The organism is Dictyoglomus sp. LHC4 (genome assembly GCF_055181355.1).
Genome location: NZ_CM143707.1, coordinates 269,191 through 295,234 on the forward strand (window position 1 = coordinate 269,191; position 26,044 = coordinate 295,234).

The window sequence follows — 26,044 nt, forward strand, 5'->3', positions numbered from 1 at the left end:
TTAATCTTTATACATCTTCTTCACAAAAGGAGATGTAAAGGCTTGAAGAAGAGCAGAATAATTTAAAGAAAAGCTTAAATTATCGCCCACCTTAAAATCGTAATCTCCTATATCTACTACTGTATAATCTGATGTAGCTCCTAGAACTTCAATACCTGGAATTTCAGGAATAATTCCCTGAGGATCAATATCTTGTCTTCCAAAATTCAAAAGAGCTCTTCTCCTTATCCCTTTATCCACAAAGGAAGGCTTATGGCCAAAGGCATCCTCATTTATAATTCCCCAAGGTATCGATGGCTTTTCCTTTATCTCCAAAATCTCCCCTATAAACCTAAAGGTATCAAGACGAGCCCCTGGAATAGGATTTCTAAAAGCAGTGTCCTTCCCCAGCATAATTCCTTCGCCAATTCTCAGATGATTTATTTTTTTAGGAATTTTCTCTTCAAAAAGAAGAGGAATACTACTGGAATTTCCAGCAGATATAAGAGGCAAATTTATAGAAAAAGTTTTTTCAATTTTTTCTACTAAATCTATAAATTCCCAATAAGTCTCTACAGTAGGTACTACCCCACCAAAACATGTAAAATTGGTACCAAAGCCATAGAGTTCTAGATTCTTCATCCTAAGAACTTCCTTTACCACCATTATCAGTTCATCTTTTTTCCATATTCCTTCTCTAATATCCCCCATCTCTACCATAATTATTACCTTATGCCTTTTTCCTAATCTTTCTGAAGCTTCCTCTAAAGCCCTTAAAGTCATAATCTCTGAATTTAAAGAAACATCTGCATACTTTACCTCTTCTTCCACTTGAGAAAAGCAAGGAAGCCTAATAAGAGTATACTCTATATCTACCTCTTCCCTCATTCTTTTTATGCTCTCAATCCGAGAATCAGAAAGTCCTCTTACCCCAGCCTTTACAAGAATATCTGCTATTTTAGGATCCCCTAAGGAGACCTTTGTAACTCCATCTATATATATTCCAATTTCCCTTCCTTTTTCTACAATTAATTTGGCATTATGATAAATAGCCTTCAAATTAACCTCTAAAAGAGGTGAACATATATTCATAACCTACCTCCAATTCAAAATCCATGCCCCCAAAATCATTATTATAACCCCTATTATTCTCTTTCTTATATCTTCTTTAAAGACATTTTTTGCAAGAAACAAAGTGACCAACATACTCAACATAGAAATGGGTTCAGCAATACTTACATCTATACTTCTGAAAGCAATAAGAAGAAACATATAAGAATAAGCATTAATACCTGCAGCTATAGTTACCAATAAAGTCTTTTCTTTTAAGAGCTTAAATACTTCTTTTACTTCTTTTCTAAGAAGTATATAAAAAAACTGATATATACTAATAACAAAATACAAGAAGAAGCAATAAAAAAGAGGATCTATTTTACCAACTACAAATCCATCAATGGTCCTTCCTATGGCAATAAGAAAAGAACTTCCCATCATAAAAAGGGTATCCTTTCTTTTAAAAAGCCCATAGAGAGATTTATATAGATTTTCTTGGCGATTTAAAAAGGAAGCTCCATATACTAATAAAGAAAGTCCTACAATCTTTGATATGGTAAAAGGCTCCCTTAAAAATATACTGGTAAGAATAAGAAGAAAGAAAACATTGAAATTATATAATGGACCAACAAGAGAAGCTTCACCAATGGAAAGTGATTCAACGTATAACACAAAGGAGATGGAATATATGAATCCACTAAGGATGCCATATTTAAAAGTAGATAAATCAAAAGAAGGATTGATAATGGCGAAGGGAAGCAAAAATAAAACCGCAATACCAAAAAATAAAAAAGATGTAACTATACTATTATTATCTGTTCCCACCTTTTTAACTACAATTTTTTCATAACCTAAAAGAATAATTCTTCCAAGCAAAAATATATAGGCCATCATAATGAATATTTTACTATAAGATTGTATAATTTAAAGTAGAATGAGAGAAAAGGATTTAATAAAACTAATCGTATTAACTATATTTATATTTAATATCTTATATGCCCAAGATATCAATATAGATTTTTCCTTGGGTATAAATTCTGAATTGAGAATTTATAGATTCCTCCCCCTATTTGTTGAGATCTATAACGAAGGAAATAAGGTAAAACTGACTTTAGAGATAGTATATATTCAAGGACTTCGCTATGCTGGATACTGTGAATCCACATACAAGAAAGAAGTAGAAGTACCACCTCTTTCTCAAAAAAGGTTTGAATTTCTCCTTCCCCCAATAGACTTCCGCTATCCTGTAAGAGTCAGAGTTTTAAAAGATAATAAGATTATCAAAGAAGAGAAAATAGATTTTTCATTAGAAAGAATAACCTTACCCCTTGTATTAATAATAGGAAGAGAAATACCAAAGATAGATTTCTTTGAAAAAGCAAGAACAGTAAGAGTATATGATGAGAAGCTTTTACCTATCAATTATAAAGCTTATGATAACTACGATTTAATAATTATAGATAGGAATTTATTTAACTCCTTTTCAAACCCCATAAAAAATTCCTTACTAATGGCAAAGATCTTTACAAAAAGGATTTACTTTATGGATGAAATAAAAGGTTTCAAAAAACTTACGGAAATTACTCCTTCCTCAATAAGTATCTCCCATAATACCATTCTTTATACTCCAGATCCTTCCACCTTACAAGGACAAAAATTTCTATACCCTGATAGATGGCTGATTCTTATTTATCTATCCATGTACTTCTTTCTTATCTTTCTTTGGATAAGATTTCTTTTTCAGAAAAGACACTCTTTTATCTCTTTCTTATTCATAATAATCTTTTCATCATTAATAGGTTTTGGGATAAACCAATCCTTTACAAAGGATGCCATAGCCTATGGAGAAAAATATCTAATTTTTCTTGATAAAAATACTTATGTTGCAGAAAACCTTATCCATATACCTCTTTTTTCTCCCTTCAAAAGAGATATCACTATAGAATATCCCCCCAATATATTTCTTCTCTATAATGCCTACTATCAGCCTCAAAAAAACAAAACTACTCTATTGGTAGATATCAATAATCAAAAAGCTAATTTATCCTTGGAAAGAAATAGAATATACTTTTTAGAAGGCATATCTTATCATTTTATACCCATAGATATTAAAATTAAGGAGTTAAATGATAGATATATATTGGAGATCTCCAACAATTCTCCTATAAATATAAAAGATTGTGTATTTAAGCATGGAGATAAAGAAAATTATGTGGGAAATATTCCCAAAAATACATATAAAGAGTTCATTATCTGGAAAAGTGGATTAAAAGAGCCTTCTCTTTTAAATGAACTCCTAAAAAAATATAGGATAATGCCTCCCCTTGGAGATGAAATAATAATTTGGGGAAGAATAGATGAGCCTCTGAACCAGGTAAAGATTTTAAATATCAAAACCCAAAAAAGTATAGATGGGATTATTATAATCCCTATAGAAGGATGAGAAAAATATGAGAATATGGTGGTTTATTGATTTCAAAGCAAAAATCTCTGATAAGAAATACCTAAGGATTATATATATTTATTTCTCTATCATAACCCTAATTACTATTATGATTTGGCCCTCTAAATCCTTTGATATAAATAAGTACTTTATAACAGATCTTTTTCTCATATTTTCCATTACTCATTTTATATTCATAACCTACCTTTCATCCCTTACCTTCTCAGGAAATCTTATTGCAGAAAAAGAATTCAAGATTATAAACCTTGCTCGCTTTTCACCATTCAAAATAAGAGAAATAGTAAGGGGAAGATTTTTATCTAACTTACTTTATCTTATTTTTATTCTTCTTATCCTTCTTCCATTTAATTTAATGATAAGTTTCTCTGTAGAATTTTCAAAAATAATTGTTCTTAACTTTCTTCTTCTTGTAGACTCCCTTCCTATTATGGGATTAGGAATTCTCTGGTCAACCTTTTCCAACTCATCTATAAACTGGCTTCTCCACTGGACCACCTATATCCTATTTATAATTTTTCCCTTTCTTTTCCCATCAACCTTCTTTTTATTTCCTTTAAATAATATCCTATGGCTTGTAAAGGCGGAAAATATACTATATTTAAAGGTAAATTTTCATCCTTCAAGAGACCTTCCTATTGTTATAATTTTTTACTTAATTATTTTTTTAATCTCTATACTTATCGCTGAAAAAAGGTTAAAATATTATCAAGGAGTTGATAAAAGATGAGATTTTTTTGATAACATAGAAAAACTTATTAATAAAGTAAATTCCTACTACCTTCTCGATATCCTTTTTGTTTCTATATTGATTTTTTTAAACACTATTCTTATTTTTAACTTTCTTTCTGTGAAAACAAACTTTTTTATACTTTTTCTTCCACTCCCTATAATCTACTTATATTTTATAAAAAAGAAGAAACCTAATTATTACCAGATAATCCTACAAACAGATAAACATTTCTCCTTAGATGAAGAATTGATAACTTTTTGGGAATACAAAGATTATGATGACCCATACGGACTTATGAAAAGATTAAGAAAAAGATTGGAAGAAAAGCTTTCTAAAATAGACTTATCAAAGGCTTACAAATTTAAACCCTCTCCTCTTTTAAAAATTCTATCTCTTACCTTTGTATTTCTTTTAATGCTAAATCTTATAACCTCTAAGGATATACCAAAAAGTATTCCTCATATATTGGAAAACAAAGAAAATCAGGAAAGTAAAGTCAGTAGAATACCTGAAGAAAAGTTAGCTCTTAACGAAGAAATTTCCAATAAGAATATTCCAAAAGAAAAGATATCTCAAGAAGAGTTTGACAGAGAGAAGTTAAAAGAAATGGAAAAACCAAAATCCTTAGAAGAATTTCTATCCCAATATAACTTGGATAAAAATACCCTCAAAAAAGAAAATAAAAAGGCTGAAAACCAAAAAGAAGAAAGGAAGGAAGCATCAAGTAAAAATAATAGTCAGGAAAATGGGGAGGAAGGAAAAGAGCAGAATATAAGTAATCTTCCTTCTATAGGGGCGGGAAGATCCTTTGCTTATGCTAATCCTTATGAACCCAAGGAAAAAAATATTCCTCAAGAAGAAAAAGCTCTTAATGAAGAAATAAAGGGTAGTGAAACTTCATCAGCTCAAGAAAGAACATTACAAGCACCTACAGAGAGGGGGAAAGAAGTAGATAAAAACGCAAAATCGGGAAACTTACCAGGTACAGAAGAAAGGCCAGATAAACTTGGTCAAGAAACTCAAAGAAAAGTCTTTACAGGAGAGAAGATATATGTACCACCATCTCAATCTGAAGAACTGGGCAAAAATTATCTATTTCAAGCACCAACCTTAGAAGGAAGAAGACTTTCTCAAGATAAAAACCTATCTTTTAATCCTTCTTATGCTAAGGAGAAAGCAGTATCCTCAAGAATTCTCCCTTTAGAATTTAAAGAGATTTTAAAAACTTATTTTTCTCAGTAAAGGAGGTTTAACAAATTGACTTTATCAATACAAGATTTTACAGCTGTGGTAGATAGAATTAAAAAGGAGATAAGTAAAGTAATCGTTGGATATGATGAAATTATTAATTTCACTATTATATCTCTTCTCTCAGGAGGACATGTACTTTTAGAGGGTGTACCTGGCATTGGAAAGACCTTACTTGTAAGAACTTTAAGTGAAATTTTAGATTTGAAATTTTCCCGTATCCAATTTACTCCAGATCTTATGCCTGCAGATATTACTGGTACCAATATCATATTAGAGGATGAAAATGGTAGAAAATATTTTAAATTCCAAGAAGGACCAATATTTGCTAATATCATATTAGCAGATGAAATAAACAGAGCAACACCTAAAACCCAATCTGCCCTATTAGAAGCAATGCAAGAAGGAAGCGTTACTTCCGGAGGAGTAATATACAGCCTTCCAAAACCATTCTTTGTAATGGCAACTCAAAACCCTATTGAGATGGAAGGAACTTATCCATTACCCGAAGCCCAACTTGATAGATTCTTCTTTAAACTTATTCTTACTCCTCCATCCCAGGAAGAACTTTTAGAGATTATTGAAAGAACTACAAATGTAGAGACACCTAAGGTTAATAAAGTGGCTGATGGGGAAACCATAGAAGAGTTAAAGAAAATTGTAAGAAGTGTACTTATACCAATGGCTGTGAAAGAATATACTGTAAAGGTTGTACTGGCTACCCATCCGGAAAGCCTATACGCTACAGAAAAGGTGAAAAAATATGTAAAATACGGAGCAAGTCCAAGAGGAGCCCAGGCTCTGATTCTTGGAGGAAAGGCTTTAGCCCTAATAGAAGGTAGATCAAATGTAAGCTTTAAAAATATTAAAAAGGTGGCAATTCCTGCCCTAAGACACAGAATAATATTAAGTTTTGAAGGAGAAGCTGAAGGAATAACCACAGATGAAATAATAGAAGACATATTAGAGAAGGTGAAAGAATAACTATGGAAATATTAGATACGGAATTCTTAGAAAAAATAGAGAAATTAAGATTAGCAGTTAAAAAGATCAGGATAATTAGCAATGTGGGAGAAAGGAAAAGTCCCAAAACAGGAAAAGGAACAGAATTTTCTGATTATCGAACCTATCAAATAGGAGATGAACTTAGATATTTAGATTGGAATATATACGCTCGTTTTGAAAAATTTCTTGTAAAACTCTTTGAAGAAGAGGAAGATTTAGAAGTACATATTCTACTTGATAGCTCCTTATCTATGGACTTTGGAATACCAACCAAATTCTTTTATGGAAAAAAATTAGCCTTAGCCTTCAGCTATCTAAGCCTCTCTTCTTGGGAAAAAGTTACCTTTACCTACTTCCAAGATGATATAAAAGGAATCATTCCCTTAGAGAGGAAAAGAGAGAATATATTTAAATTATTAGATCAACTTAATAAATTAAAGGCGAAAGGAAAAACAAACTTAAATGAAGCTATAAAAAAATATGTCTCATCTCTTAAAAGAAAGGCTATTTTAATGATAATATCAGATTTTCTTTCACCCTATAAAGATGGAATCTTGTATGCAAGATACAAAAAACTTCCAGTATATTTAATTCATGTAATCTCAGAGGAAGAGATATCTCCTCCCTATGAAGGAAACCTCCAGCTAATTGATAGTGAGACCAATGAAATAATCAATCTATATTTGGATAAGACCCTAATAGAGAATTACAAAAAGACCTTAGATAATTTCCTAAAAGATATAGAAAGCTTCTCTTTAAAAACCAATGTGGAATATATGAGAACATTCACTGCTATACCAGTAGAAGATCTACTTCTTAGATACTTAAGGATGGGAGGATGGCTTAAATGAATATAAAATTTCTTAATCCATCCTTCCTATTCCTATTATTTTTAGAAGCTATCATTATAATCCTTTACTTAATAAAACCAAAAAGATTAAAGATAAAAGTACCAAGTATAATACTTTGGGAAAAGATCATTGAAGAAAAAAATTTAGGAAGATGGTTTAAGAAACTTCCTAAAAATCTACTTTTACTTTTTCAGCTTCTTATCCTCTTTTTCCTTGTATTGTCCCTATCAAAACCTATACTTAGTTTTCCCAGCATAGGATCAAAACCCACAATAATCATCTTAGATTCCTCTGCCAGTATGGCATCAAGGGATATATTACCATCCCGTTTTCAAGAAGCAAAATCAGAGATTATAAAACTTATCAAAAGAAATCCCTCCTCCATAAAGATGATCATAGCAAAGGATAAACCAAAAATTATTTTAAATAAGAATAGAAGGGAAATAGAAAAGGAATTAGAGAAAGAAAAAGTTTTTCTTGGAGAAGGAAATTTAGATGAAAGTATTAGAAGAGCAGAAAGTATATCCAAAGGAATATCTCATGAAATTCATATCTTTACTGATGGAAGCGATCCTATCTCTATCCCAAAAGATTCTATAAACCAATATTTTTTACATATTATTGGAAGAGAAAGCTTTAATATAGGGATATTAGATGGAAGAATATTTCCAAAAAATGAACATATATATGAGATATTTTTAAAAATTGGGAATTTTTCACAAAAACCTCAAGAATTTAATTTAGGGATAATACAAAACAATAATAAATTAAAGGAAGAAAAAATAAGAATAGAACCCAAGGAAATAAAAGTAGTAAAAAGTGAGATTACCAAGGCTACAGGAAAAATAGTAGGAGAAATAGATGTGAGAGATTACCTTGAAGAAGATAATAAAGCCTTCTTTTATATACCAACTTTTTCTCCAAAGGTTTTGCTTGTCACCCTCGGAAATCCATTCTTAGAGAAAGCATTAAGATCAATACCTAATCTAAAAATCGACGTTAAAAGAGATTTTATAAATGTAGACCTAAAAAATTATAACTTTTACATCTTTGATGGATTAATCCCTTATAGAGATATATCTGGAAATTTTCTATTTATAGGTGGATATCCAGGAATTAACCAACAGAATATAGAAAAGATAGGAAAAGTTAAGATACTAAGCTGGGAAGATCATCCTATCACAAGATTTTTACAACTTTATGGAATAGGTATTGATAATGCCTATACTTTTAAAGATGAAAACTTAAAACCCCTTATATCTACTGATAAGGGACCAGTAGCCTATATTTATGAAAAAGGCAATTCAAAAGGTATAGTATTGTCCTTTGACTTATTATCCTCATCTCTTATATATAGTGATTCATTCCCCATCTTCATATACAACTTATTAAGATATTATCTTTCTTATGATCCTCAAAAAAGATGCGATAACTATATGGATTCTCCAGGATTTAAAGAATATAATGGATACCTTTATGCTGTAAACATATTTTCACAAAAAGAATCAGATATATCTAATAAAATAAATATGGAAACAAAAAAGGAAGAAAGTAAAAAGGAAGAAAAAGGCTTTATACAAATAGATCTCTCCAAACCTTTAATATTCTTAGTCTTTCTTCTTCTTATAATGGAGATTTACTTTTATCAAGGAGGAAAATACTATTCATGATATCCTTTGAAAATCCCATCTTTTTAATATTTATCCCTATAATATATATAATTATTAAAAGATACGGAAAAAGATCTCTATTAAGATCCTTAGAAATATTGCTTATCATCTTTGCGCTATCAGGTTTTCAGATTATATCTTTTTCTGATAGAACAAATGTATTTTTACTTTTAGATCAATCTGCCAGTATACCATCTTGGGAAAAAGAAAAGGCAATAAATTTCATAAAAGAATCCATAAAATACAAAAAATCCTATGATAGAGTAGGCTTGGTGTCCTTTGCTGGTGATACCAATGTGGAACACGATCTTTCAGAGAACATAGATATATCCTCACTTACTGGGATAAAGAATCCATATTTTACAAACATAGAAGAGGCAGTAAATACTGTGCTTGGATTAAAAAGCAAAAATACACCAGCAAGAATTATACTACTGAGTGATTTACAGGAAAATGCAGGAAATATAGAAAATATTCTCAGTAAATTAAAAGAGGAAAAATTACAGATTGATATCTTTCCTCTTAATACATCTTTCTATAAAGAGATAGGAATAGAAAAGATTCAAAATCCGGAAATGATACATTTAGGACAGGTTTTTCCTGTAACAATAAGAATTAAAAGTTATGGAGTAAAAAACGCCAAATTAAGAATAAGATTTGAAGGAAATCTATATACTTATGAGCTAAAGGATCTTAAAGAAGATAATATATTTTCCTTCTCATTAACCTCCCAGAAAACAGGTTTAAAAGAGATAGAAGCTGAAATCTTATCCTCAGATGATACCTACAAAGAAAATAATTTTTACTCTTCCTATGTATATGTGCAAGGCAAACCCAAGATTCTTTATCTTGTAGGTAAGGACTTTTCCCCTATCTTTCCTCAAGCTCTTATTAATCAAGGTTGGGAAATAGATTTTGATTATCCTAAATATGGAAAAATACTAATGATTGATAACTATCAAGCAGTAATAATAGATAATGTGCCAACCAGTGATATTTCTTTGGATAAAATGGACCTTATAAAAAGATATGTAACAGAAAAAGGAGGTACATTACTTATACTTGGAGGAGACAAAAGTTTTTCTGCTGGAAACTATCATGGAACTCCTTTGGAAGACATTCTTCCTGTTACATTGAAGCCAGAACAGATTCTTAAAAAAAGCAACGTAGCTATTGTAATAGTACTTGATGCTTCTGGGAGTATGGGGAGCTACTCAGGAGGAGAAACAAAAATAGAACTTGCCAAAGAATCATCCCAACTTGTAATAGACCTTTTAGAAGAAAAAGACTATTTTGGCCTTATTGCCTTTGATCACTCCTACCAATGGATTGTACCTTTAGGACCTCTTTCAGATAAAGAAAAGGCATCCTCCCTTATATATAAGATATCCCCAGGGGGAGGTACAGCTTTATATCCTCCGTTAAAATCCGCAGGAGAAGCACTGCAACACGTACCCTTAAAGAGTAAACATATTATAGCTATCACTGATGGCCAGACCGAAGGAGGAGATTTTTATAATCTGGTAAGAGAGCTTGCCAGAAATAACATCACGGTTTCCACTATAGGAATAGGAGAAGATGCAAATATTCCACTATTAAAAGATATAGCCAACTGGGGAAATGGAAGATTTTATCATACATGGAATATTAGAAATCTTCCCCAACTTCTTCTCTCTGAAACTAAAGCATTATTAAGATCCAATATAGTAGAAAAAAGATTTGTACCTCAGGCAAATATGGAGGAAAAGGAAGAGTTTCCCCCTATTGAAGGATATGTATTAACCTCCTCAAGATATCCTTACCCAGTCTTATTATCATCTCCTGAAGGAGATCCCATCTTAGCAAAAGGCCAGTTCGGTTTAGGACAGGTCATGGCTTTTACATCTGCTTTAAAACCCTATTGGGGAAGAGGATGGCTTTCATGGGATAAGTTAGGAAGCTTTTTTAGTCAGATGTTAAGAGAATCTATTCCTCATCAGATTTCAGAGGTTCAGATAAGCATAAGGGAAGAAAGAGGAAAGGGAATTATAAACTTAATCTATACTGATAAAAAGGGAAATTATATAAACTTTGTGGATTTAAAATATAAAGTTATTGATATAGAAGGAAGAGAATTCTCAGGAAATATGATACAAAAATCAGCAGGAAATTATGAGGGCACCTTCCCTATTGATAGATTAGGAAAATATCAAATTTCTATTTATGAAAAAGAAAAAATTATTACGAAGGTTCCATGGATGTTTGGAAACTCTCCTGAATTTTCTTCAAAAAAATTCAATAATAATTTAGCCCAAAAAATTCTTTCTTTTACATCTGGAAAGATCCTTTTAAATCCATCAGAAGTATTTCGTAGAATATCCTACAAAGATGCAGAAAGAAAAAATCTTCTTCCCATATTACTTATAATCTCCCTTATACTTTTCCTTTTAGAACTTTTCCTTAGAAGATTAAAAGAGATAAAAGAGATAATCTTAAACTTCCTTGGAAAAGTAAAAATAATAGAAGATCAGGAATGGTATAAAGAAGTAGAAAAGAAGATATTAGAAGAATTCAAAGGGAGTCCATCTCCATCCATGTTAGAAACAATATCCTTGGAGATGAGAGCCCGTATGTTTATAGCCCATCTCAAAGAAGAAGAGAGAAGGAAAAAAGAGAAAAAGTAAAACTACTTAAGGTAAAAGGTAGCAACTACTGCCACCATAACTTCTTTTTCAATTGTTGAGGTATTGTAAGTCCCATAATCGCTTATCTCTGTAGAGTTTGGAGCCAAAACTTGTACAGCTCCCATATGTACAGATCTAATTGGACCTACTTTTTGTCCAGTACTTTCTGCAATCTTTCCAGCCCTATTTTTAGAATCCTGCATTGCCTCAGAAAGAAGATTAATTCTTAACTCTGGAAGTTTAGAATAATAATACTCTAAGGACTGGGTTGAAAAGGCTACACCTTTATCAGTTAACTCTTGAAAATTCTTAGCAAGCTCTGTCACCTTTTGAATATCGTTAGATTGTACTTCTACCGTTTGTCTTAAAATGGAATCCCTTGAATATTGCCTATCACTATAAAGCCAAGGTTGTTCAAGGTATACTGGAGATACGATAACAGTATTTGTATCTATGCCATTCTTCTTCAAAAATTCTAAAACCAAATTTAAATCTCTACTCATCTGTTGATATCCTTTATTAAGTGAATTAGCAGGTACAGTTCTTGTAAAAACACCTACCCATTTCACTATATCTGATGTGACCCTTTTTCTTGCAGAACCTGCAACCGTTAAAGTATTATCTAAAGACCTTATCCTAAAAAAGGTACAGGATAAAATAGAAGCACTTATGATTATACTTATTCCCAATATTAATGCCCACAAAATATTATTATTCTTCATCCCGCTTCCCCCTAATAAAAAATTTTATCTATTATAGTAGTCCTTATCTTCATAATTTTCTCCCATCATATACTCATCATTAAATCACCTTCTAGGAAATATCCTATCATGTACTTGAGCTTCCATATACCCTAATTTCTCTTCCTGGTACAGCCTCTACTCCCACACTATATCCAACTTTTATACTATTATATCTTTTAAATCTAAGATTGGCGAAAAAAGTAAATTTTATAATAATTTCATCACTCACTCTTTTTCATCTTTTTCCAAGGTTATAAAAGACAAAAACTCCTTAGTCAGGCTCTTAATCTTTTCCACTAATATATAGATAAAATAAAGAATACTTATAATATTCGAATGAAAGGTACTATTATTAAAGTAATTTCTTAATCCTGAAACAAGAAACCATAAACCAGGAATTAAAATAAAAATGGAGTATAAAAGACTATAGACCTTAAAAATTGCCAGAACATTCTTTTCAGCAGTAATTATTTTTAGCCTTAACCAAGGTATAAAAAACATTAAAAAACCAGAAAATAAAAGGGCAAGAGAAAAGATATATCCTTCCTTTGATATTAAAAAAATTATGGAGCTGATCTTTCCATCCCCACCTTTTAGATTTAGCAAAATAAAGATGATGTATGGCATTATAGCCAATAATGACATTTTAAAAGACTTAGGATAGGAGAAAAAATGTATACCAAAAAAGATATAAAGAGCAATAAGAAACCATTGGGTATACCATCCAAGATTTGTCTCACTTAGTGAAAAACCATAAAAGATTATGGTGCTCTCTATAAGCATTAATAAATAATTAGAAATAGCAGTGTATAAATTGTATTCTTTATATTTTAAAAACTCAAGATGAACCGGTGTGTAAACTATACCTCCAATAAAAGATGCTAAAAACAAAATAATAAATAAAACAGAAAGTTCTTCTTCCTTGTCTCCGTAATTTATATAAAAATAAATACTTATGAATAAAAATAAGATGGAAGAAAGAACCATAAAAGTTATAAATATTCTGTTAATAAAGGATTTTCTATGCTTATTCCCTTTCAGGGACATTTTAAACTCCCAAAATTAATCTGAGAAAGGTATCCTTAATATAGGATCAAGAATCTTAGGAAAAGGTAAATGAGGTTCAGTTTGATACCAAAAGGCGGTAGATGAATAATCATCATATCTATTATTGTTGTGTCCCTTTTCTATGGTTACCCTTATGGATTTCTCAAAATAAACTGGATCCTCTATATGAAACCTGTAAAGGGTAATATAACCTTTCCAATTATTCTCCCCTGGTAATATCAATCCATGGTAAGGAGCAGAATATTTTTGAGTGGGACACCAGGCCATATTAAAATAATCTTCAGTACCTGTCCCGTGCAGTGATGGTGGCCATTTTTCTCCATCTATAAATATCATATCATCTCCTTCTCCATACCAATTAAATAAATCTACTTCTCTTCTATTATGTATATATAAAAAGCATCCCACATAATGGCCTTTCCCCTCCGCCTCTAATATTACATAATTATTCTCTCCACTCCTATTTTCACCCCCAAATTGAAAAACATCATTCATGATAAAACCTGAGCTTATACCAAATGTAGATTCTGGTCCTGAAATTATCTCCTTTACTATATCTTCTTCGCTTCTGCCTTTTACAATCTCTCTTCTCCATTGGGAATGAAAATATAATGTATTCTCTGGAAATTCTGGCCACAATTCATAATCAATATAAAAATATACAGTTAAATCTTGAGAAAAATTCTGATTTTCTATAGAAATTAAAGCTCTCTTTTTAAAGGGCATAGGAAACCAAAAGTTGAAACCCTTACCATTTTCTGGACTCATCTGTATTGGTAAGGAAACAAAATTCTCAGTCCTACAATGGCCACCTCCAAAAAAGTCTCCTATAGGGACTTCAACACTTGGATTTTCCTCATTATCCCACCACATTCTTAAAACTCCTAATCTCAAAAAATGCTTCTCATTGGATCTAAGGGTCATCCATATATGAACTATTGCCCCTGGACCTTCTATATCTGCTAAAACCTTACTTTCTCCTGCCTTTATCTGTATAAAATCTTTATTTCCCCCACTTTTATCATAGCTTGATACTCTCCTTCTCTTAATATCCCTCTGAAACATCAGAGATCTTAAAGATGTATATGCATATTCCATATTCATCCCCCTAAATTCTTTAAATTTATTAAGATAGTTTACCATATAGATAAACAGGGTAGAAGATTAAAAAATGATTGGAGAATTAGGTAATTTTGACTAACCTATAATTGGCGCCACCCCAAATATACAAATAATATGATTTTGGATAAATAATAATTAGGTAATAGCAGATTAAATGCTTTATACTAATACCTATGTCCATACCTATTTGAAATCATCTAAATTCTTGACTTTACATAAAAAATTATACTAGTATTCTTACATAAAATTGGAATATTTTCAGAGGAGGTAAAAATGAAAATATTAATGAAAATTATGATTATATTGTTTTTAATTTCTCTTATACTTTTTCTCGTCTTCGGAATAGGAACAGCAATTTCAATGGCTAATTTCTTTAAGAGGGACACACCAAAGGATGATAAAGTTGATACTGTTATAAAAAATTACCCTAATTTAACCTATGAAAGTGTGCAATTTAAGTCGAACAAAGGTCAAATTTTAAAGGGATATATCTACTGGAAGAAAGATGATAAGGCAAAGAAAGGAATAATAGTGATTTCTCATGGGTTTGATCAGTCTCATATTGATTATATAGACGAAATAAATTATTTTACAAATAGAGGATATTATGTTATGGGATTTGATAATACTGGCTGTGGTGAAAGCAAAGGAGAATCTAAAATTGGCATTCCTCAAGCAGTTATTGATCTTGATTATGCATTAAAATTTATTGAAGAGAAAGATGATTTTAAAAATACTCCTATATTGCTTTTTGGGCTTAGCTGGGGTGGTTATGCTGTCTGCACATTACTATCAAATCCCCATAGGATTGCAGGTATAGTTTCATGTGCTGGGTTCAATTCTCCGCATGAAATGATAAAAAGTTTTTTAATAGATTCTTATGGATTAGTAGGAAGAATCATTTCCTTCTATACAAATTTATTTGACAGAATAAGATTTGGGAAATTTGCAAGCATAACCGCAATTGATGGAATAAAGAAAAGTGCGATACCTATTTTGATTATGCATAGTAAAGATGATGACAATGTGAAATTAAAGGTTAGTATATACGAAGCATGCAAAATATTAAATAAACCAAATGTTACCTTAAAACTATACGATAATAAAGGGCATATTGTTTATTTGTCAGACAATGCTATAAGATACTATAAACAAAAAAACGAAGAATTTGAGGAATTAGCAAGAAAATATGGTGGCTATAAGAAAATACCTAAGGATGTGATAGATAAGTTTAAAAAAAGTATTGACCGCAAATTACTAAATGAAATTGATCAAGATGTAATGAACCAGATTATCAAATTTTTTGATAAAGCAGTAGAATTGAGCAAGAGTATTTAATTTATTTCCTTTTTAATTCATGTTAAACTATAATATGAGACTGGGGAATAAACCTATTCCAGAAAATATAATGGAGTTAGTTCGAAAAGCTCAAAAGATTCTTGAAGAGAATCCCGAGGTAATCTTTGCTTATCTTTTTGGAGGATTAGCAAAGGGTAGAATTTCACCAATAAGTGATGTGGATATAGCAGTATATCTTAAAAATAAGAAAGCTGTATTTGATATAAAATTAGAGTTTTTAACTATCTTATCTGAGGTATTAAATACAGAAGAAATTGATTTAGTAGTATTAAATACTGCTCCTTTACCTTTAAAAGCAAGAATTATACAGAGTAAAAAAGTATTGGTAGATAAAGATCCAAATTTTAGATATTTCTTTGAATCTTTAACTTTAAGAGAATATTTTGACTTCTCTATTAAAGAGAAGTCAATTCTTTATAGGAGATTTGGTATTGGTAGATAGAGAGCTGATTTTAAGAAAATTATCAGAAATTGAAGAGCATCTTCAAGAGTTAGAAGAATTCAAAGATATATCCATTGAGAATTATGAGAAAGATTGGAAAACTCAAAGAATTGTAGAGAGAACTCTTCAAATTCTTATAGAAATTTGCATAGACATAGCTAATCATATAATTTCTGATGAAAAATGGAGAGTTCCTTCAAGCTATAGCGAAATCTTTAAAATTCTCTATGAACACAATGTTATTGATAGTACACTTTTTAAAAATTTAGAAAAAATGACCAAATTCGGAAATATCATAGTTCATAACTATGATAAAATCTCTCCTGAGATTATGGTTAATATCCTTAGGAAAGATTTAATAGACTTTATAAAATTCAAAGATAGTATAATTTTTTGGCTCTCTAATAAGTAATGTCTTTAGCAAGGCAAATGCACTCTACTTTTATCCATCTAAGTTACTTAAGTCCTCAAAACAATCTAAACAAACCATTTTTCCTTCTTTTATCCTTATATTTCTTTCGCTTGTTATCTCCCCACATATATCACATTTTACAGATGGGTATATCCTTGCCCTTTTGGGCATTGTATCCTTTGGAGGTTTAAAATCAAAAAGATCCTCTAAGGGAGATTTAAGAATATACCTCGTCCATTCATCTCTGTCTTCTCCTTTTTTACCTCCTTTAAAGACAATTCTTATTCCCTCATTGGTATCCCTTCTAAAAAAGGTAAATGCCTGTTTTCCTCTATCCTTAAAGATAAGATTTCCTTTACCAAAGGTACATCCAATTATGTATTGAATGGCATCTACGCCACAAGCATTATTCTCCGTTATACATACCACCTCTTCATCTTCTGAAAAAGTCAAATTAAGCTTTTTAATAGCAGATTCTACTGCTCTATAACCTATAGCAAGTCCAGGACATGAATGCCCATGAAATGATACACATTCATCCCAGAGAAAATCATTAAAAAAGATTTTTCTTCTTGGCCTTTTTATGGCATCAAGATCATATATATAAGGTTTAATATCTAAAAGAGGACTTTTATCCAAGGCATCTAAACCTTTAACCCAAATTTTATTATCTTCTATCCTTACAATATCTACTACACAAAATGCAATAGGATTAGGCCTTGAAGGAGATCTGGTAGCAAAAACTCCTTTTTCTTCAGGTCCCCATGGAGTTACTGTTTTTAGTACATCCCTTCTTGCCCTATCACACCAGTATAAAACTATAATATGTTCAAAATCTTGAAGATTCTGAATTGCATTTATATATTCAGGAAATATCTCAATAACAGATTCTTCTAAAGGATTTGCCCATCTCCCTTGAAAAGGTCCCTTTTCTTTATACGGACTATGAATTATTCCAATAGGCTTTAATTCCATAAGAATCCCTCCTTACCACATAGGTATTACTATAGGAATATCTCTTACCTTTTCTAAAATCACAGGTATTCCATAAACCTCTTTAATTACTTCCTCATTAACCGAATTTATATCTCCATATGAAAATATAGTACCGTTTTTTAAAAATATGAATTTATCTGAAAATCTAAAGGCCAGATTTAAATCATGAAGCACTATAATAGCCAACATATCTTGAGTTTTAACATGTTCTCTCACTATACTGAGCACCTCTACCTGATTCTTTAAATCCAAATTATTTGTTGGTTCATCCAGGAGTAAAACTTTAGGTTCTTGAGCAAGAGCTCTTGCAATGATAACCTTTTGAAGCTCTCCCCCTGATATCTCATTAATATTTCTCAAGGCCAAATCTTCTAAATTTAATCTTTTTATTATATTCATTACAACTTCTATATCTTTTTGACTTACATCCCATTTAATATAAGGTCGCCTTCCTAAAAGGATAGCATCAAACACTGTCAAGTTTGTATAATCATATTTTTGAGAAACATAACCCATAATCTTTGCAAGATCCCTTCTTTTTATACTACTCAAATCCTTCTTGTCTAAAAATATAGTCCCTTCCTTAGGCTTTAAAATTCTGTTTATACACTTTAAAAGGGTAGATTTTCCTGCCCCATTATTCCCTAAAATACATAGAATCTCTCCCTTTTCTACTTTAAAAGATACATTTTTAAGAACAGGTATACTTTTATAACTAAATCCCATATTCTCAATCTCCAGAATCATCTTCTATACCTCTTAGAAAGAAGATATAAAAAGAAAGGAGCACCAAGGAAAGAAGTAATAGCACCAACAGGAAGAACAATTGGTGATATAATAGTTCTTGCCAGAGTGTCAGAAAGAAGAAGTAAAAACCCTCCAGCAATACTGGAAGCTGGAATTAAAAATCTATAATCACTTCCCAAAAATCTTCTCATTATATGGGGGGCAATTAAGCCAATAAATCCAATAACCCCACAAGAAGCAGTAATCACAGCAGAGATAAAAGAGGAAAGAAGCATGCTAATAATTCTTTCCCATTCCACATTTATGCCTAAGCTTTTTGCAGTCTCTTCTCCACTTTCCAAAGTATTATAATCCCATCTTTTATACATAAAATATATAAAGCTAAGAAATACAGAAATAGTCATTATAGTAAGCTCTCTCCAAGAGATTCTCCCTAAATCTCCAAAGGTCCAAAAAACCACAGTAGCTATTTTCACTTCATCAGCAAAATACTGCAAAATTGTAGTTAGAGCAGAGAAAAGAGACCCCAAAGCAACACCAGAAAGCACCATAGCTTCAGGAGTTACCCTATAGTTTAGGGAAAGAATAATAATAACAAAAGTTGCTAACATAGAGCCCAAAAAGGCAAAGATATGAACAAGATAAGGCATATTTTTACTTATCATAGTTATTGCCAAAGTAGCACCAAAAGCAGCCCCTTGAGATCTTCCCAAGGTAAAAGGAGAAGCCAAAGGATTTCTCAATATATTTTGGGAGATGCATCCTGCTAAAGAAAGGCCTATTCCAGCCACAACAGCCCCAATAATCCTTGGTATCCTTATATCCCAAATTATAATTCTTAACCTTTCATCTCCCATTCCCAGAAGAGTCCTTATCACATCCTTAAGAGAGATATCATAGGACCCCGCATTAAGGGCATAAAAGGAAATAAAAAGCATCCCAAAAGCTATAAAAAGAATTATCCATATCTTTCTATTTATGTATAACTTATATTCTTGAATTAAATCTTTTCTCTCCATATTTTACTCTTCCAGATTTACTTTTCTAAATCCGCCATATGCTTTTTCTATTTCTTTATAAATATTTCTTCCTCTATCTCCAAAGAAGAAAGTGTATATCTCATTTGCCTTTTCAACAGGATCTATATCCTTAAATTCCTTAGGATAAACCACCTTTGCAATATAATACATATCACAAAGAGCGGTATCAATATTGGTATTGTAATTGTTATATGGCAAGATACCATATATGTTTTGTTTTCTATATGCCTTTAAAGCTTTATAAAAATCAGGATTTTTACTAAAATCCTCTTTAACTAAATATAGATTTCCAAGGTCTACAAAGATAATATCAGGATCCCACAAAAGAAGTCTCTCCTTCTCAATAAAAATACTTCCCTTCTTACCAATAGAATCAGCCACATTCTTTATGTAAAGAGGAGTAAAAAGAGGGAAAAAACCCTGTGTACTCTCGATACCTCTTGCCCCCTTAAATCCTAAAGCCCCCACATAAACACTTGGCCTGTTCTTATCACTAATATACTTTGTCCTTAATGTAAAACTTCTTTGAATATTTTTTATAAAGGAGATAAGAGCCTTTGCCCTTGGCTCTTTATCTAAAATCTTGCCTATAATCTCTATGGATTTGAATAAATCCTCTTCAAAGGTCCCCAGGGTTCCATAACTTAATACTACTACAGGAATTTTTGTCCTATTCTGAAGTTTATCTGCTCCATCTCTATCTAAAAGCTGAATTGCAAAAATTACATCAGGATTTATAGAGATTATCTTTTCAGGATCAGGAGATGTATCAGGTCCTCCTTGCCCTATTATAGGAAGCCTTTCAATAATGTCATTAAAGGCCATATTATAACTACGTCCTATAATATATTTTTTATCTATATTCTCTACCCCCACAATACGGTTAAACTGATCCACATAACTTACTAACCTTAAAGCTCCAGGCCCAATGGCAACTACTCTTTTTACAGGTTTATTTATCTCTACCTTTCTTCCTAAAAGATCTGTAATTTCTATCTTTGATTTACCTTGGGAAAAGGTGAAATCAATAAGAAAAAATGCTAATAAAATCAGTAAAGTAATATATTTCATAAAACATAGTTTCTTCCTTGCCATCTTTACCTCCTCCATTTTAAGTAGCACTTTTTTGAAAAATTATAACACAAAAACAGACAATCTTAAACAAAAAGACCTATAAAAAATATCAAAAGCTAAGTTATAATTGATATAAAGATTAGGAAAGAGGAGGAAGATAATAGTGGAGAAGGTAAATGAGAAGGAGAAAGAATTCAGGTTTGGAGATTGGGGTCCAAAATATTTAATGAGAGGACCTAAATTAGAATGGGGGATATTAAAAATAATGCCCGGAAAAGAATTAGGAGCTCATTATCATAAGGAAGTGGAAGAAATATTTTACGTCTTATCGGGAAAGGCAGAAATGATTGTAGATGAAAATAAATTTGAAATAACCTTAGGAGATGCTGTAAGGATTGAACCAAATGAAGAACACAACATTATCAATCCATCAGAAGATTTTCTTGCAGTATTTATAAAGGTACCATATATTCCAGAAGATAAATATACAAAACAATAAAGTAGGATTATTATGTCCATCAAAAAAGGAGAAAATATTGAAGCAATTTATAAATATAAAAAGGATAAAAAAGTAAAACTTCCCTTATTCATATCAAAAGTTCCCGCAGGATTCCCTTCACCAGCAGAAGACTATATAGAAAAATATTTAAATCTTAACAAACTCCTCGTAAAACATACATCTGCTACCTTTTTTTGTCAAAGTCTCTGGAAACTCTATGATAAATGCAGGAATTCATGATAGAGATATCCTAATCGTAGACAGAGCTTTAGAACCCCAAAATAACAATATAGTCATTGCAGTAATAGATGGAGAACTTACTGTAAAAAGATTGATTATAAAAAACAAAAACATGATATATCTTTACTCTGAAAACTCTAACTATAAACCTATAGAAGTGGGAAGTGAAGAAAGCAATCTGATAATCTGGGGCGTTGCTACCTACGTTATTCACAAACTATGAAACACAAAAATGTATTCTTCATTATAGATTGTGATTCCTTTTATGCCTCCTGTGAAATAATATTTAACCCAAAAACTTGGGGAAAACCTATAGTAGTACTTTCTAATAACGATGGATGTGTAATCTCAAGATCCCAAGAGGCAAAAGATATTGGTATTGAAATGGGAATTCCTATTTTCAAATGCGAAGATCTAATAAAAAAATATGACGTTCAAGTCTTCTCAGCCAATTTCACCTTATATGGAGATATTTCAAGAAGAATAATGAACACTTTATCATTATTTTCGCCAGACATAGAAATATACTCAATAGATGAAGCCTTTTTAATGTTTCCATATGAAGAAAACAAAGATTATACATCTATAGGAAAAGAAATAAGAAAAACCATACTAAAATGGATAGGAATCCCCGTCAGCATAGGAATAGGTCCTACAAAGGTCTTAGCCAAAATAGCCCTTAAAATTGCTAAAAAAGATAAGAATGAAAAAGTATTTAATTTTCTTGATATCAAAGATACAGATGAAATATTAAAAAATTTTCCTATAGAAGACATATGGGGAATTGGTAAAAGGTATGCAGAATTTTTAAAAAGTAAAGGAATAGACACTGTCTATAAATTAAAAAATCTTCCTGACAGTTTCATCAGAAAATTCCTTACTATAACAGGATTAAGACTTGTATGGGAATTAAGAGGCATATCTTGTATTCCCTTTGAAGATATGCCACCTGCAAAAAAATCTATTATTACATCTAGATCTTTTGGAAATGATATTGAAAATATTGAAGATTTAGAAATAGCCATATCAAATTTCATCACCATATCCTCGGAAAAGCTAAGAAGACAAAAAGCTCTTGCAAACCTTATACAAGTATTCTTACTTTCAAATCCTTTTAAGGATACACCTCAGTATTTCAAAGAGATTACTATACCCTTGGAAAGACCTACAGCCAATACTATGGAATTGATTAACTATGCCCTTTTAGGATTAAGAAAAATATATAAAGAGGGGATAAAATATAAAAAGGAAGGAGTTATATTAATGGGACTTACTCAAGAAAAAGAGATACAATTAAACTTTTTCTATACTCCATACCCCACAAGCAGAGATGAAGACCTCATGAAGGCATTAGATGAGATAAACCAAAAATATGGAAGAAATACAATCTTTCCTGCTATAAATGGTATTCCTTATGAAAATAAAAAATGGAAGATGAGGCAGAGAAGAAAATCAAGAAAATTTACCACATCTTGGAACGAGCTTCCCATTGTCAAAGCGTAAAAGGTTTAAGTAATCCCAGAAATGTGATACAGATCACTTTCAAAAAATCTTTTTTTGATTTAATATAATATATAAAGAGTTATGATTTATAAATCACTCTATAAATAAGTCTTATAAATCATCAACTCTTTAATACTTCAATATGAGAGGGATTAAGATGAAAAAATGCATCCTTTTATTCCTATTAATCTTTTCCATTATTTTCTTCTCCTCTTCAGCCCAGAGCCCACAAATAGTCGCACCAAAATATGGAGTATTATTTGCAAGAGATGGTCAGACTATAAGCTATAACTTCATATTCCCAGATATCCCAGTTGTCTTAACATCAGCCCAGGTAAATGGAAGAGCGGTATCAAGCTGTGCTGTGGATGTTGAAAAAGATAAGTTTAAGATATCTCTAAGAGATGATGCAGGAAATCCTGTACCTTCTGCATGGGTTCAGTGGATTGTATTTATGCCTAATCCATCTCTTAAAATGGTAGGTGGAATAATAGTTGCAAGCCATGGACAAAGAATTTCCTTTAATCTTCCCGCATCTCCAGTAATCGTTACAAATGCTCAAAAGGAAGGAAATGCATTAATTTCTGGAACAATAAATAACTCTCCCACTGGATTTGACCTTTATCTTGTCGATAGCAATAGAAATCCAGTGCAGAATGCATGGGTCCTTTGGGGTGCCATTATCCCAGATGAAAAACTAAATGGATTTAAGGGAGAAGTAAAATTACTCGGCAATGGTGCAAATATCAGCTTCTCACCACCTTTTTCACAAGACCCTGCCTATGTATTATCTGCACAGCCTAGAGTAATTGCTGGGGCTGTAAATAACAGAAATGATGGCTTTTTACTTTCACTTATAAATCATGATGGTACACCTGCCCAAAATGTGTGGGTACAATGGCTTGGTTTTGCTGGACTTACTTCTACAACTCAAATTACTACTTCTCAATTAAGCTATACAGAAACTGGAAGTGGTTATGGTCCCGATATTTCATTAGGTCAGTATGCCTATACTATGGATAATGGATATTTAAAAGCATGGGTATATGCATATGCACAATTACCAAAAAGTGATGTTACATCCCATTTAAGAGTGCTTACTTATAAAAAAATTCAAATTAATGCTCCAGATAACAATTTTTACAATTGTTATCTAAGTATGACTGTAGATGTTAAGGGATTAATTGCAAAAATTGACTATGCCATCCCCTTAGGTGCAAGTGATACTCAATATTTAGGTAAAGTTGGTGTAGGAATAGTAGAATGGCCACAACCATATAATTTCCAAAACAAACCTGGATATTCTGCAATAGTATGGCAAAAAGCTTCACGAGATTGGTTAGAATTCTTACAATCCACATTTTACACCATATATGGAGGTGGAGTTGGTTATTTTGTACCAGGTTATGATGCATTAGTAACTCTTTTACAAGTAGCTAATCAATCTATAAAAGCAGCAGAATGTGTAAATGGAACGTACAGAGTTGATTTTAGAAATATACGTCTAAAAGGAAACACCACCTACTGCATATATGCGTATATAGAAGGAAAGGCAAGAGCAGTTTGTTTAGGTGCTGCAGAATCTGTCTGCGAAGTAGATTTTTATCATCATTCTCCATATATTGCAGAATCTCAAAATAATGATCCTCTTGGAGGAAGAGGGGTAAAAATCTTGAGCTATAATATCACTTTTAAACCTTAGTTAAGAAAGTAATTCTCTTATATTCCCTGGGAATAATTATGAGGAATTTTTATAAAAAGGGGGTAAGAACTTGAAAAATAGATTTAATTTCCTTCATATTTTCCTAATTATCACAATTCTCCTAACTATTACTATTGGAAAAAATTTTTCTGAATCAACCTTTGCTGGAATAACCTATCCTTATCAAGCTGGAATTTTTTGTCATGATGGAGATTATGTAAGATTTTACTGTGATGCAAATAAAAATAACTATTTCTCTTATATGACCTCAAAATCAAACTCCTGTTATATTGAGTTCTATACATATAATGAACAAACTCAACAAGCTAAAGGAGAGGGCAGTGTCGTAAAATTAACTCCGAATCAATATGTCCCATACACAAACTTGAATAATTGCAATTTCAATAATTTTAATATTCCCTCCAAATATTACGGAAAAATAATTGAGATTCATTTTGTAGAAAACAGATCTGTAGGGGGAGTTAGCTGTCCCGAAAATGATCTGATTATAAAACTGCCCCATATGGCAGAAGTAAGAAAATGGCAAAAAGTAGAATCTCCTGTCTGGTGCGACTTAGATACCTATGGATTATATTCAGAAAATGATTGGAAAAACTATGCTAATAGTGTGGCAGATATAAGACTAAATAAGGGCATAGAAACTGTCTTTGGCTATAATGGAATATTTCAATCCATTAAAAAGATAAATTCAAATGAGGTATATAAAAATGTAGCATTAAACAGTATTCTTTCTGGGATAGCTGACGCCTATCTTCCCTCTTCTTTTTTAGATCTTTCAAAGGATTGGATAATTAATAACTCAATAGAACTTGCAAGTATTATCTATAAGACCCAAAAAACAGTTTTAGGAGAATTAGGAGCAGCTTATGGAGATGTCCTAAGTGCTGGTTTCATGGCAGCACAATACATACAATGGACCCAAAGAATATTATGGGAAAAAGTGCCATTATCTATACAAAATGCTCAAGAAGCAAAATCTACTATTGAAAATTACCAAAACATAGCCAATTTATTATATTCTGTTTCTTACTCAAAGTATCAAAACCTCATAAATCTAATAAATCAAGAAAAAAATGCAAGACTACAAGGAAATAAATTATCATTGCTAAATGCTCTAAATGAACAAGAAGGTATCTATTATAAAGCTGGCTTTTATAACCACTCAAAATTCTTAAACGATAATATAAGTGATAGTGAAGGCTTACCTTTGTTCCACATCGCTCTCAAAACCTATAGAATAGCCAAAAAAGAATCAAGTAGAACTGATGTACCGAAGGAGTATAAAAATGCTTGGAATGAAATAAAACTACTCTCCCAAAAATTAACCAATATATACTTTGATCTTTTCATATTGACCGATTGGGTGTTAATCACAGAAAAGGATAAATATCTTCTTAAAAATTTATAATAAAA

The 26,044-nt window shown here is 31.3% G+C and carries 24 protein-coding genes and 2 pseudogenes; 15 read left to right on the forward strand and 11 right to left on the reverse strand.

Going from position 1 to position 26,044, the window contains the following annotated elements:
• Both ACY3JO_RS01305 and ACY3JO_RS01310 read right to left on the reverse strand, forming a co-directional pair.
• Complete coding sequence (locus ACY3JO_RS01305) at positions 1 to 1,071, reverse strand: alanine/ornithine racemase family PLP-dependent enzyme (protein WP_463085019.1); 1,071 nt, start codon at positions 1,069 to 1,071, stop codon at positions 1 to 3.
• 3 nt (positions 1,072 to 1,074) lie between these two features.
• Positions 1,075 to 1,926 carry a DMT family transporter gene (locus ACY3JO_RS01310; RefSeq protein ID WP_463085020.1) on the reverse strand — a complete coding sequence of 284 codons (852 nt, stop codon included), beginning with the start codon at positions 1,924 to 1,926 and terminating at the stop codon, positions 1,075 to 1,077.
• 40 nt (positions 1,927 to 1,966) lie between these two features.
• Here ACY3JO_RS01310 and ACY3JO_RS01315 point away from each other — a divergent pair, with 40 nt between their 5' ends.
• The 7 genes from ACY3JO_RS01315 (at position 1,967) to ACY3JO_RS01345 (ending at position 11,663) form a co-directional block, all read left to right on the forward strand.
• The gene (locus ACY3JO_RS01315; protein ID WP_463085021.1) at positions 1,967 to 3,475 is read left to right on the forward strand and encodes a hypothetical protein; all 1,509 of its coding nucleotides are present in this window, start codon (positions 1,967 to 1,969) and stop codon (positions 3,473 to 3,475) included.
• Between the two features lie 7 nt (positions 3,476 to 3,482).
• The gene (locus tag ACY3JO_RS01320) at positions 3,483 to 4,223 is read left to right on the forward strand and encodes a hypothetical protein (RefSeq protein WP_463085022.1); all 741 of its coding nucleotides are present in this window, start codon (positions 3,483 to 3,485) and stop codon (positions 4,221 to 4,223) included.
• Between the two features lie 249 nt (positions 4,224 to 4,472).
• Positions 4,473 to 5,468, forward strand: coding sequence for a hypothetical protein (locus ACY3JO_RS01325; RefSeq protein ID WP_463085023.1), 996 nt, complete (start codon positions 4,473 to 4,475; stop codon positions 5,466 to 5,468).
• A gap of 15 nt (positions 5,469 to 5,483) precedes the next feature.
• Complete coding sequence (locus tag ACY3JO_RS01330) at positions 5,484 to 6,458, forward strand: AAA family ATPase (protein ID WP_463085024.1); 975 nt, start codon at positions 5,484 to 5,486, stop codon at positions 6,456 to 6,458.
• Between the two features lie 2 nt (positions 6,459 to 6,460).
• Positions 6,461 to 7,330, forward strand: a complete 870-nt coding sequence (locus ACY3JO_RS01335) for a DUF58 domain-containing protein (RefSeq protein WP_463085025.1) — start codon at positions 6,461 to 6,463, stop codon at positions 7,328 to 7,330.
• Positions 7,327 to 9,000, forward strand: a complete 1,674-nt coding sequence (locus ACY3JO_RS01340) for a vWA domain-containing protein (RefSeq protein WP_463085026.1) — start codon at positions 7,327 to 7,329, stop codon at positions 8,998 to 9,000. The genes ACY3JO_RS01335 and ACY3JO_RS01340 overlap by 4 nt, the downstream gene beginning before the upstream one ends.
• Positions 8,997 to 11,663: a VWA domain-containing protein gene (locus ACY3JO_RS01345; RefSeq protein ID WP_463085027.1), complete on the forward strand. Its 2,667-nt coding sequence runs from the start codon at positions 8,997 to 8,999 to the stop codon at positions 11,661 to 11,663. The genes ACY3JO_RS01340 and ACY3JO_RS01345 overlap by 4 nt, the downstream gene beginning before the upstream one ends.
• Before the next feature lie 2 nt (positions 11,664 to 11,665).
• On the opposite strand, the gene ACY3JO_RS01350 is transcribed toward ACY3JO_RS01345, so the two are convergent.
• The 4 genes from ACY3JO_RS01350 to ACY3JO_RS01365 all read right to left on the reverse strand — a co-directional run bounded on the left by ACY3JO_RS01350 (position 11,666) and on the right by ACY3JO_RS01365 (position 14,572).
• Positions 11,666 to 12,385, reverse strand: a complete 720-nt coding sequence (locus tag ACY3JO_RS01350; protein WP_463085028.1) for an SIMPL domain-containing protein — start codon at positions 12,383 to 12,385, stop codon at positions 11,666 to 11,668.
• Between the two features lie 106 nt (positions 12,386 to 12,491).
• A complete protein-coding gene (locus tag ACY3JO_RS01355; RefSeq protein ID WP_463085029.1) occupies positions 12,492 to 12,635 on the reverse strand; it encodes a hypothetical protein in 144 nt (47 codons plus the stop codon).
• A complete protein-coding gene (locus tag ACY3JO_RS01360; protein WP_463085030.1) occupies positions 12,632 to 13,453 on the reverse strand; it encodes a hypothetical protein in 822 nt (273 codons plus the stop codon). The genes ACY3JO_RS01355 and ACY3JO_RS01360 overlap by 4 nt, the downstream gene beginning before the upstream one ends.
• Positions 13,454 to 13,468: 15 nt before the next feature.
• The gene (locus tag ACY3JO_RS01365) at positions 13,469 to 14,572 is read right to left on the reverse strand and encodes a glycoside hydrolase family 172 protein (protein WP_463085031.1); all 1,104 of its coding nucleotides are present in this window, start codon (positions 14,570 to 14,572) and stop codon (positions 13,469 to 13,471) included.
• A 297-nt stretch (positions 14,573 to 14,869) separates the two neighbouring features.
• Between ACY3JO_RS01365 and ACY3JO_RS01370 the strand changes: the two genes are divergently transcribed.
• The 3 genes from ACY3JO_RS01370 to hepT are packed head-to-tail and all read left to right on the forward strand — an operon-like array spanning position 14,870 to position 16,809.
• A complete protein-coding gene (locus ACY3JO_RS01370; RefSeq protein ID WP_463085032.1) occupies positions 14,870 to 15,934 on the forward strand; it encodes an alpha/beta hydrolase family protein in 1,065 nt (354 codons plus the stop codon).
• 34 nt (positions 15,935 to 15,968) lie between these two features.
• On the forward strand, positions 15,969 to 16,397 hold the full coding sequence (mntA, locus tag ACY3JO_RS01375; protein ID WP_463085033.1) for a type VII toxin-antitoxin system MntA family adenylyltransferase antitoxin: 429 nt from the start codon (positions 15,969 to 15,971) through the stop codon (positions 16,395 to 16,397).
• On the forward strand, positions 16,387 to 16,809 hold the full coding sequence (hepT, locus tag ACY3JO_RS01380) for a type VII toxin-antitoxin system HepT family RNase toxin (protein ID WP_463085034.1): 423 nt from the start codon (positions 16,387 to 16,389) through the stop codon (positions 16,807 to 16,809). Before mntA ends, hepT begins: the two co-directional genes overlap by 11 nt.
• A gap of 30 nt (positions 16,810 to 16,839) precedes the next feature.
• Here the strand turns inward: hepT and ACY3JO_RS01385 are convergent, their stop codons facing one another.
• From ACY3JO_RS01385 to ACY3JO_RS01405, 5 genes and pseudogenes are all read right to left on the reverse strand, one after another.
• Positions 16,840 to 17,373, reverse strand: coding sequence for an FmdE family protein (locus tag ACY3JO_RS01385; protein WP_463085682.1), 534 nt, complete (start codon positions 17,371 to 17,373; stop codon positions 16,840 to 16,842).
• Between the two features lie 27 nt (positions 17,374 to 17,400).
• A pseudogene (gene tsaA / locus ACY3JO_RS01390) lies at positions 17,401 to 17,784 on the reverse strand (tRNA (N6-threonylcarbamoyladenosine(37)-N6)-methyltransferase TrmO); the annotation flags it as partial.
• A 12-nt stretch (positions 17,785 to 17,796) separates the two neighbouring features.
• Positions 17,797 to 18,552 (reverse strand): ABC transporter ATP-binding protein, encoded by a 756-nt coding sequence (locus ACY3JO_RS01395; RefSeq protein WP_463085035.1) that lies wholly within the window; start codon positions 18,550 to 18,552, stop codon positions 17,797 to 17,799.
• Positions 18,549 to 19,571, reverse strand: a complete 1,023-nt coding sequence (locus ACY3JO_RS01400; RefSeq protein ID WP_463085036.1) for a FecCD family ABC transporter permease — start codon at positions 19,569 to 19,571, stop codon at positions 18,549 to 18,551. The genes ACY3JO_RS01395 and ACY3JO_RS01400 overlap by 4 nt, the downstream gene beginning before the upstream one ends.
• Before the next feature lie 3 nt (positions 19,572 to 19,574).
• A complete protein-coding gene (locus tag ACY3JO_RS01405; RefSeq protein ID WP_463085037.1) occupies positions 19,575 to 20,687 on the reverse strand; it encodes an iron ABC transporter substrate-binding protein in 1,113 nt (370 codons plus the stop codon).
• A 142-nt stretch (positions 20,688 to 20,829) separates the two neighbouring features.
• Here ACY3JO_RS01405 and ACY3JO_RS01410 point away from each other — a divergent pair, with 142 nt between their 5' ends.
• The 5 genes and pseudogenes from ACY3JO_RS01410 (at position 20,830) to ACY3JO_RS01430 (ending at position 26,039) form a co-directional block, all read left to right on the forward strand.
• Positions 20,830 to 21,165 (forward strand): cupin domain-containing protein, encoded by a 336-nt coding sequence (locus ACY3JO_RS01410; protein ID WP_463085038.1) that lies wholly within the window; start codon positions 20,830 to 20,832, stop codon positions 21,163 to 21,165.
• A gap of 12 nt (positions 21,166 to 21,177) precedes the next feature.
• Positions 21,178 to 21,628 (forward strand): annotated as a pseudogene (locus ACY3JO_RS01415) (LexA family protein).
• Positions 21,625 to 22,908, forward strand: a complete 1,284-nt coding sequence (locus ACY3JO_RS01420; protein ID WP_463085039.1) for a Y-family DNA polymerase — start codon at positions 21,625 to 21,627, stop codon at positions 22,906 to 22,908. Before ACY3JO_RS01415 ends, ACY3JO_RS01420 begins: the two are co-directional and overlap by 4 nt.
• 157 nt (positions 22,909 to 23,065) lie before the next feature.
• The gene (locus tag ACY3JO_RS01425; protein ID WP_463085040.1) at positions 23,066 to 24,610 is read left to right on the forward strand and encodes a hypothetical protein; all 1,545 of its coding nucleotides are present in this window, start codon (positions 23,066 to 23,068) and stop codon (positions 24,608 to 24,610) included.
• A gap of 70 nt (positions 24,611 to 24,680) precedes the next feature.
• A complete protein-coding gene (locus ACY3JO_RS01430) occupies positions 24,681 to 26,039 on the forward strand; it encodes a hypothetical protein (RefSeq protein ID WP_463085041.1) in 1,359 nt (452 codons plus the stop codon).
• The last annotated feature ends 5 nt before the right edge of the window (positions 26,040 to 26,044 follow it).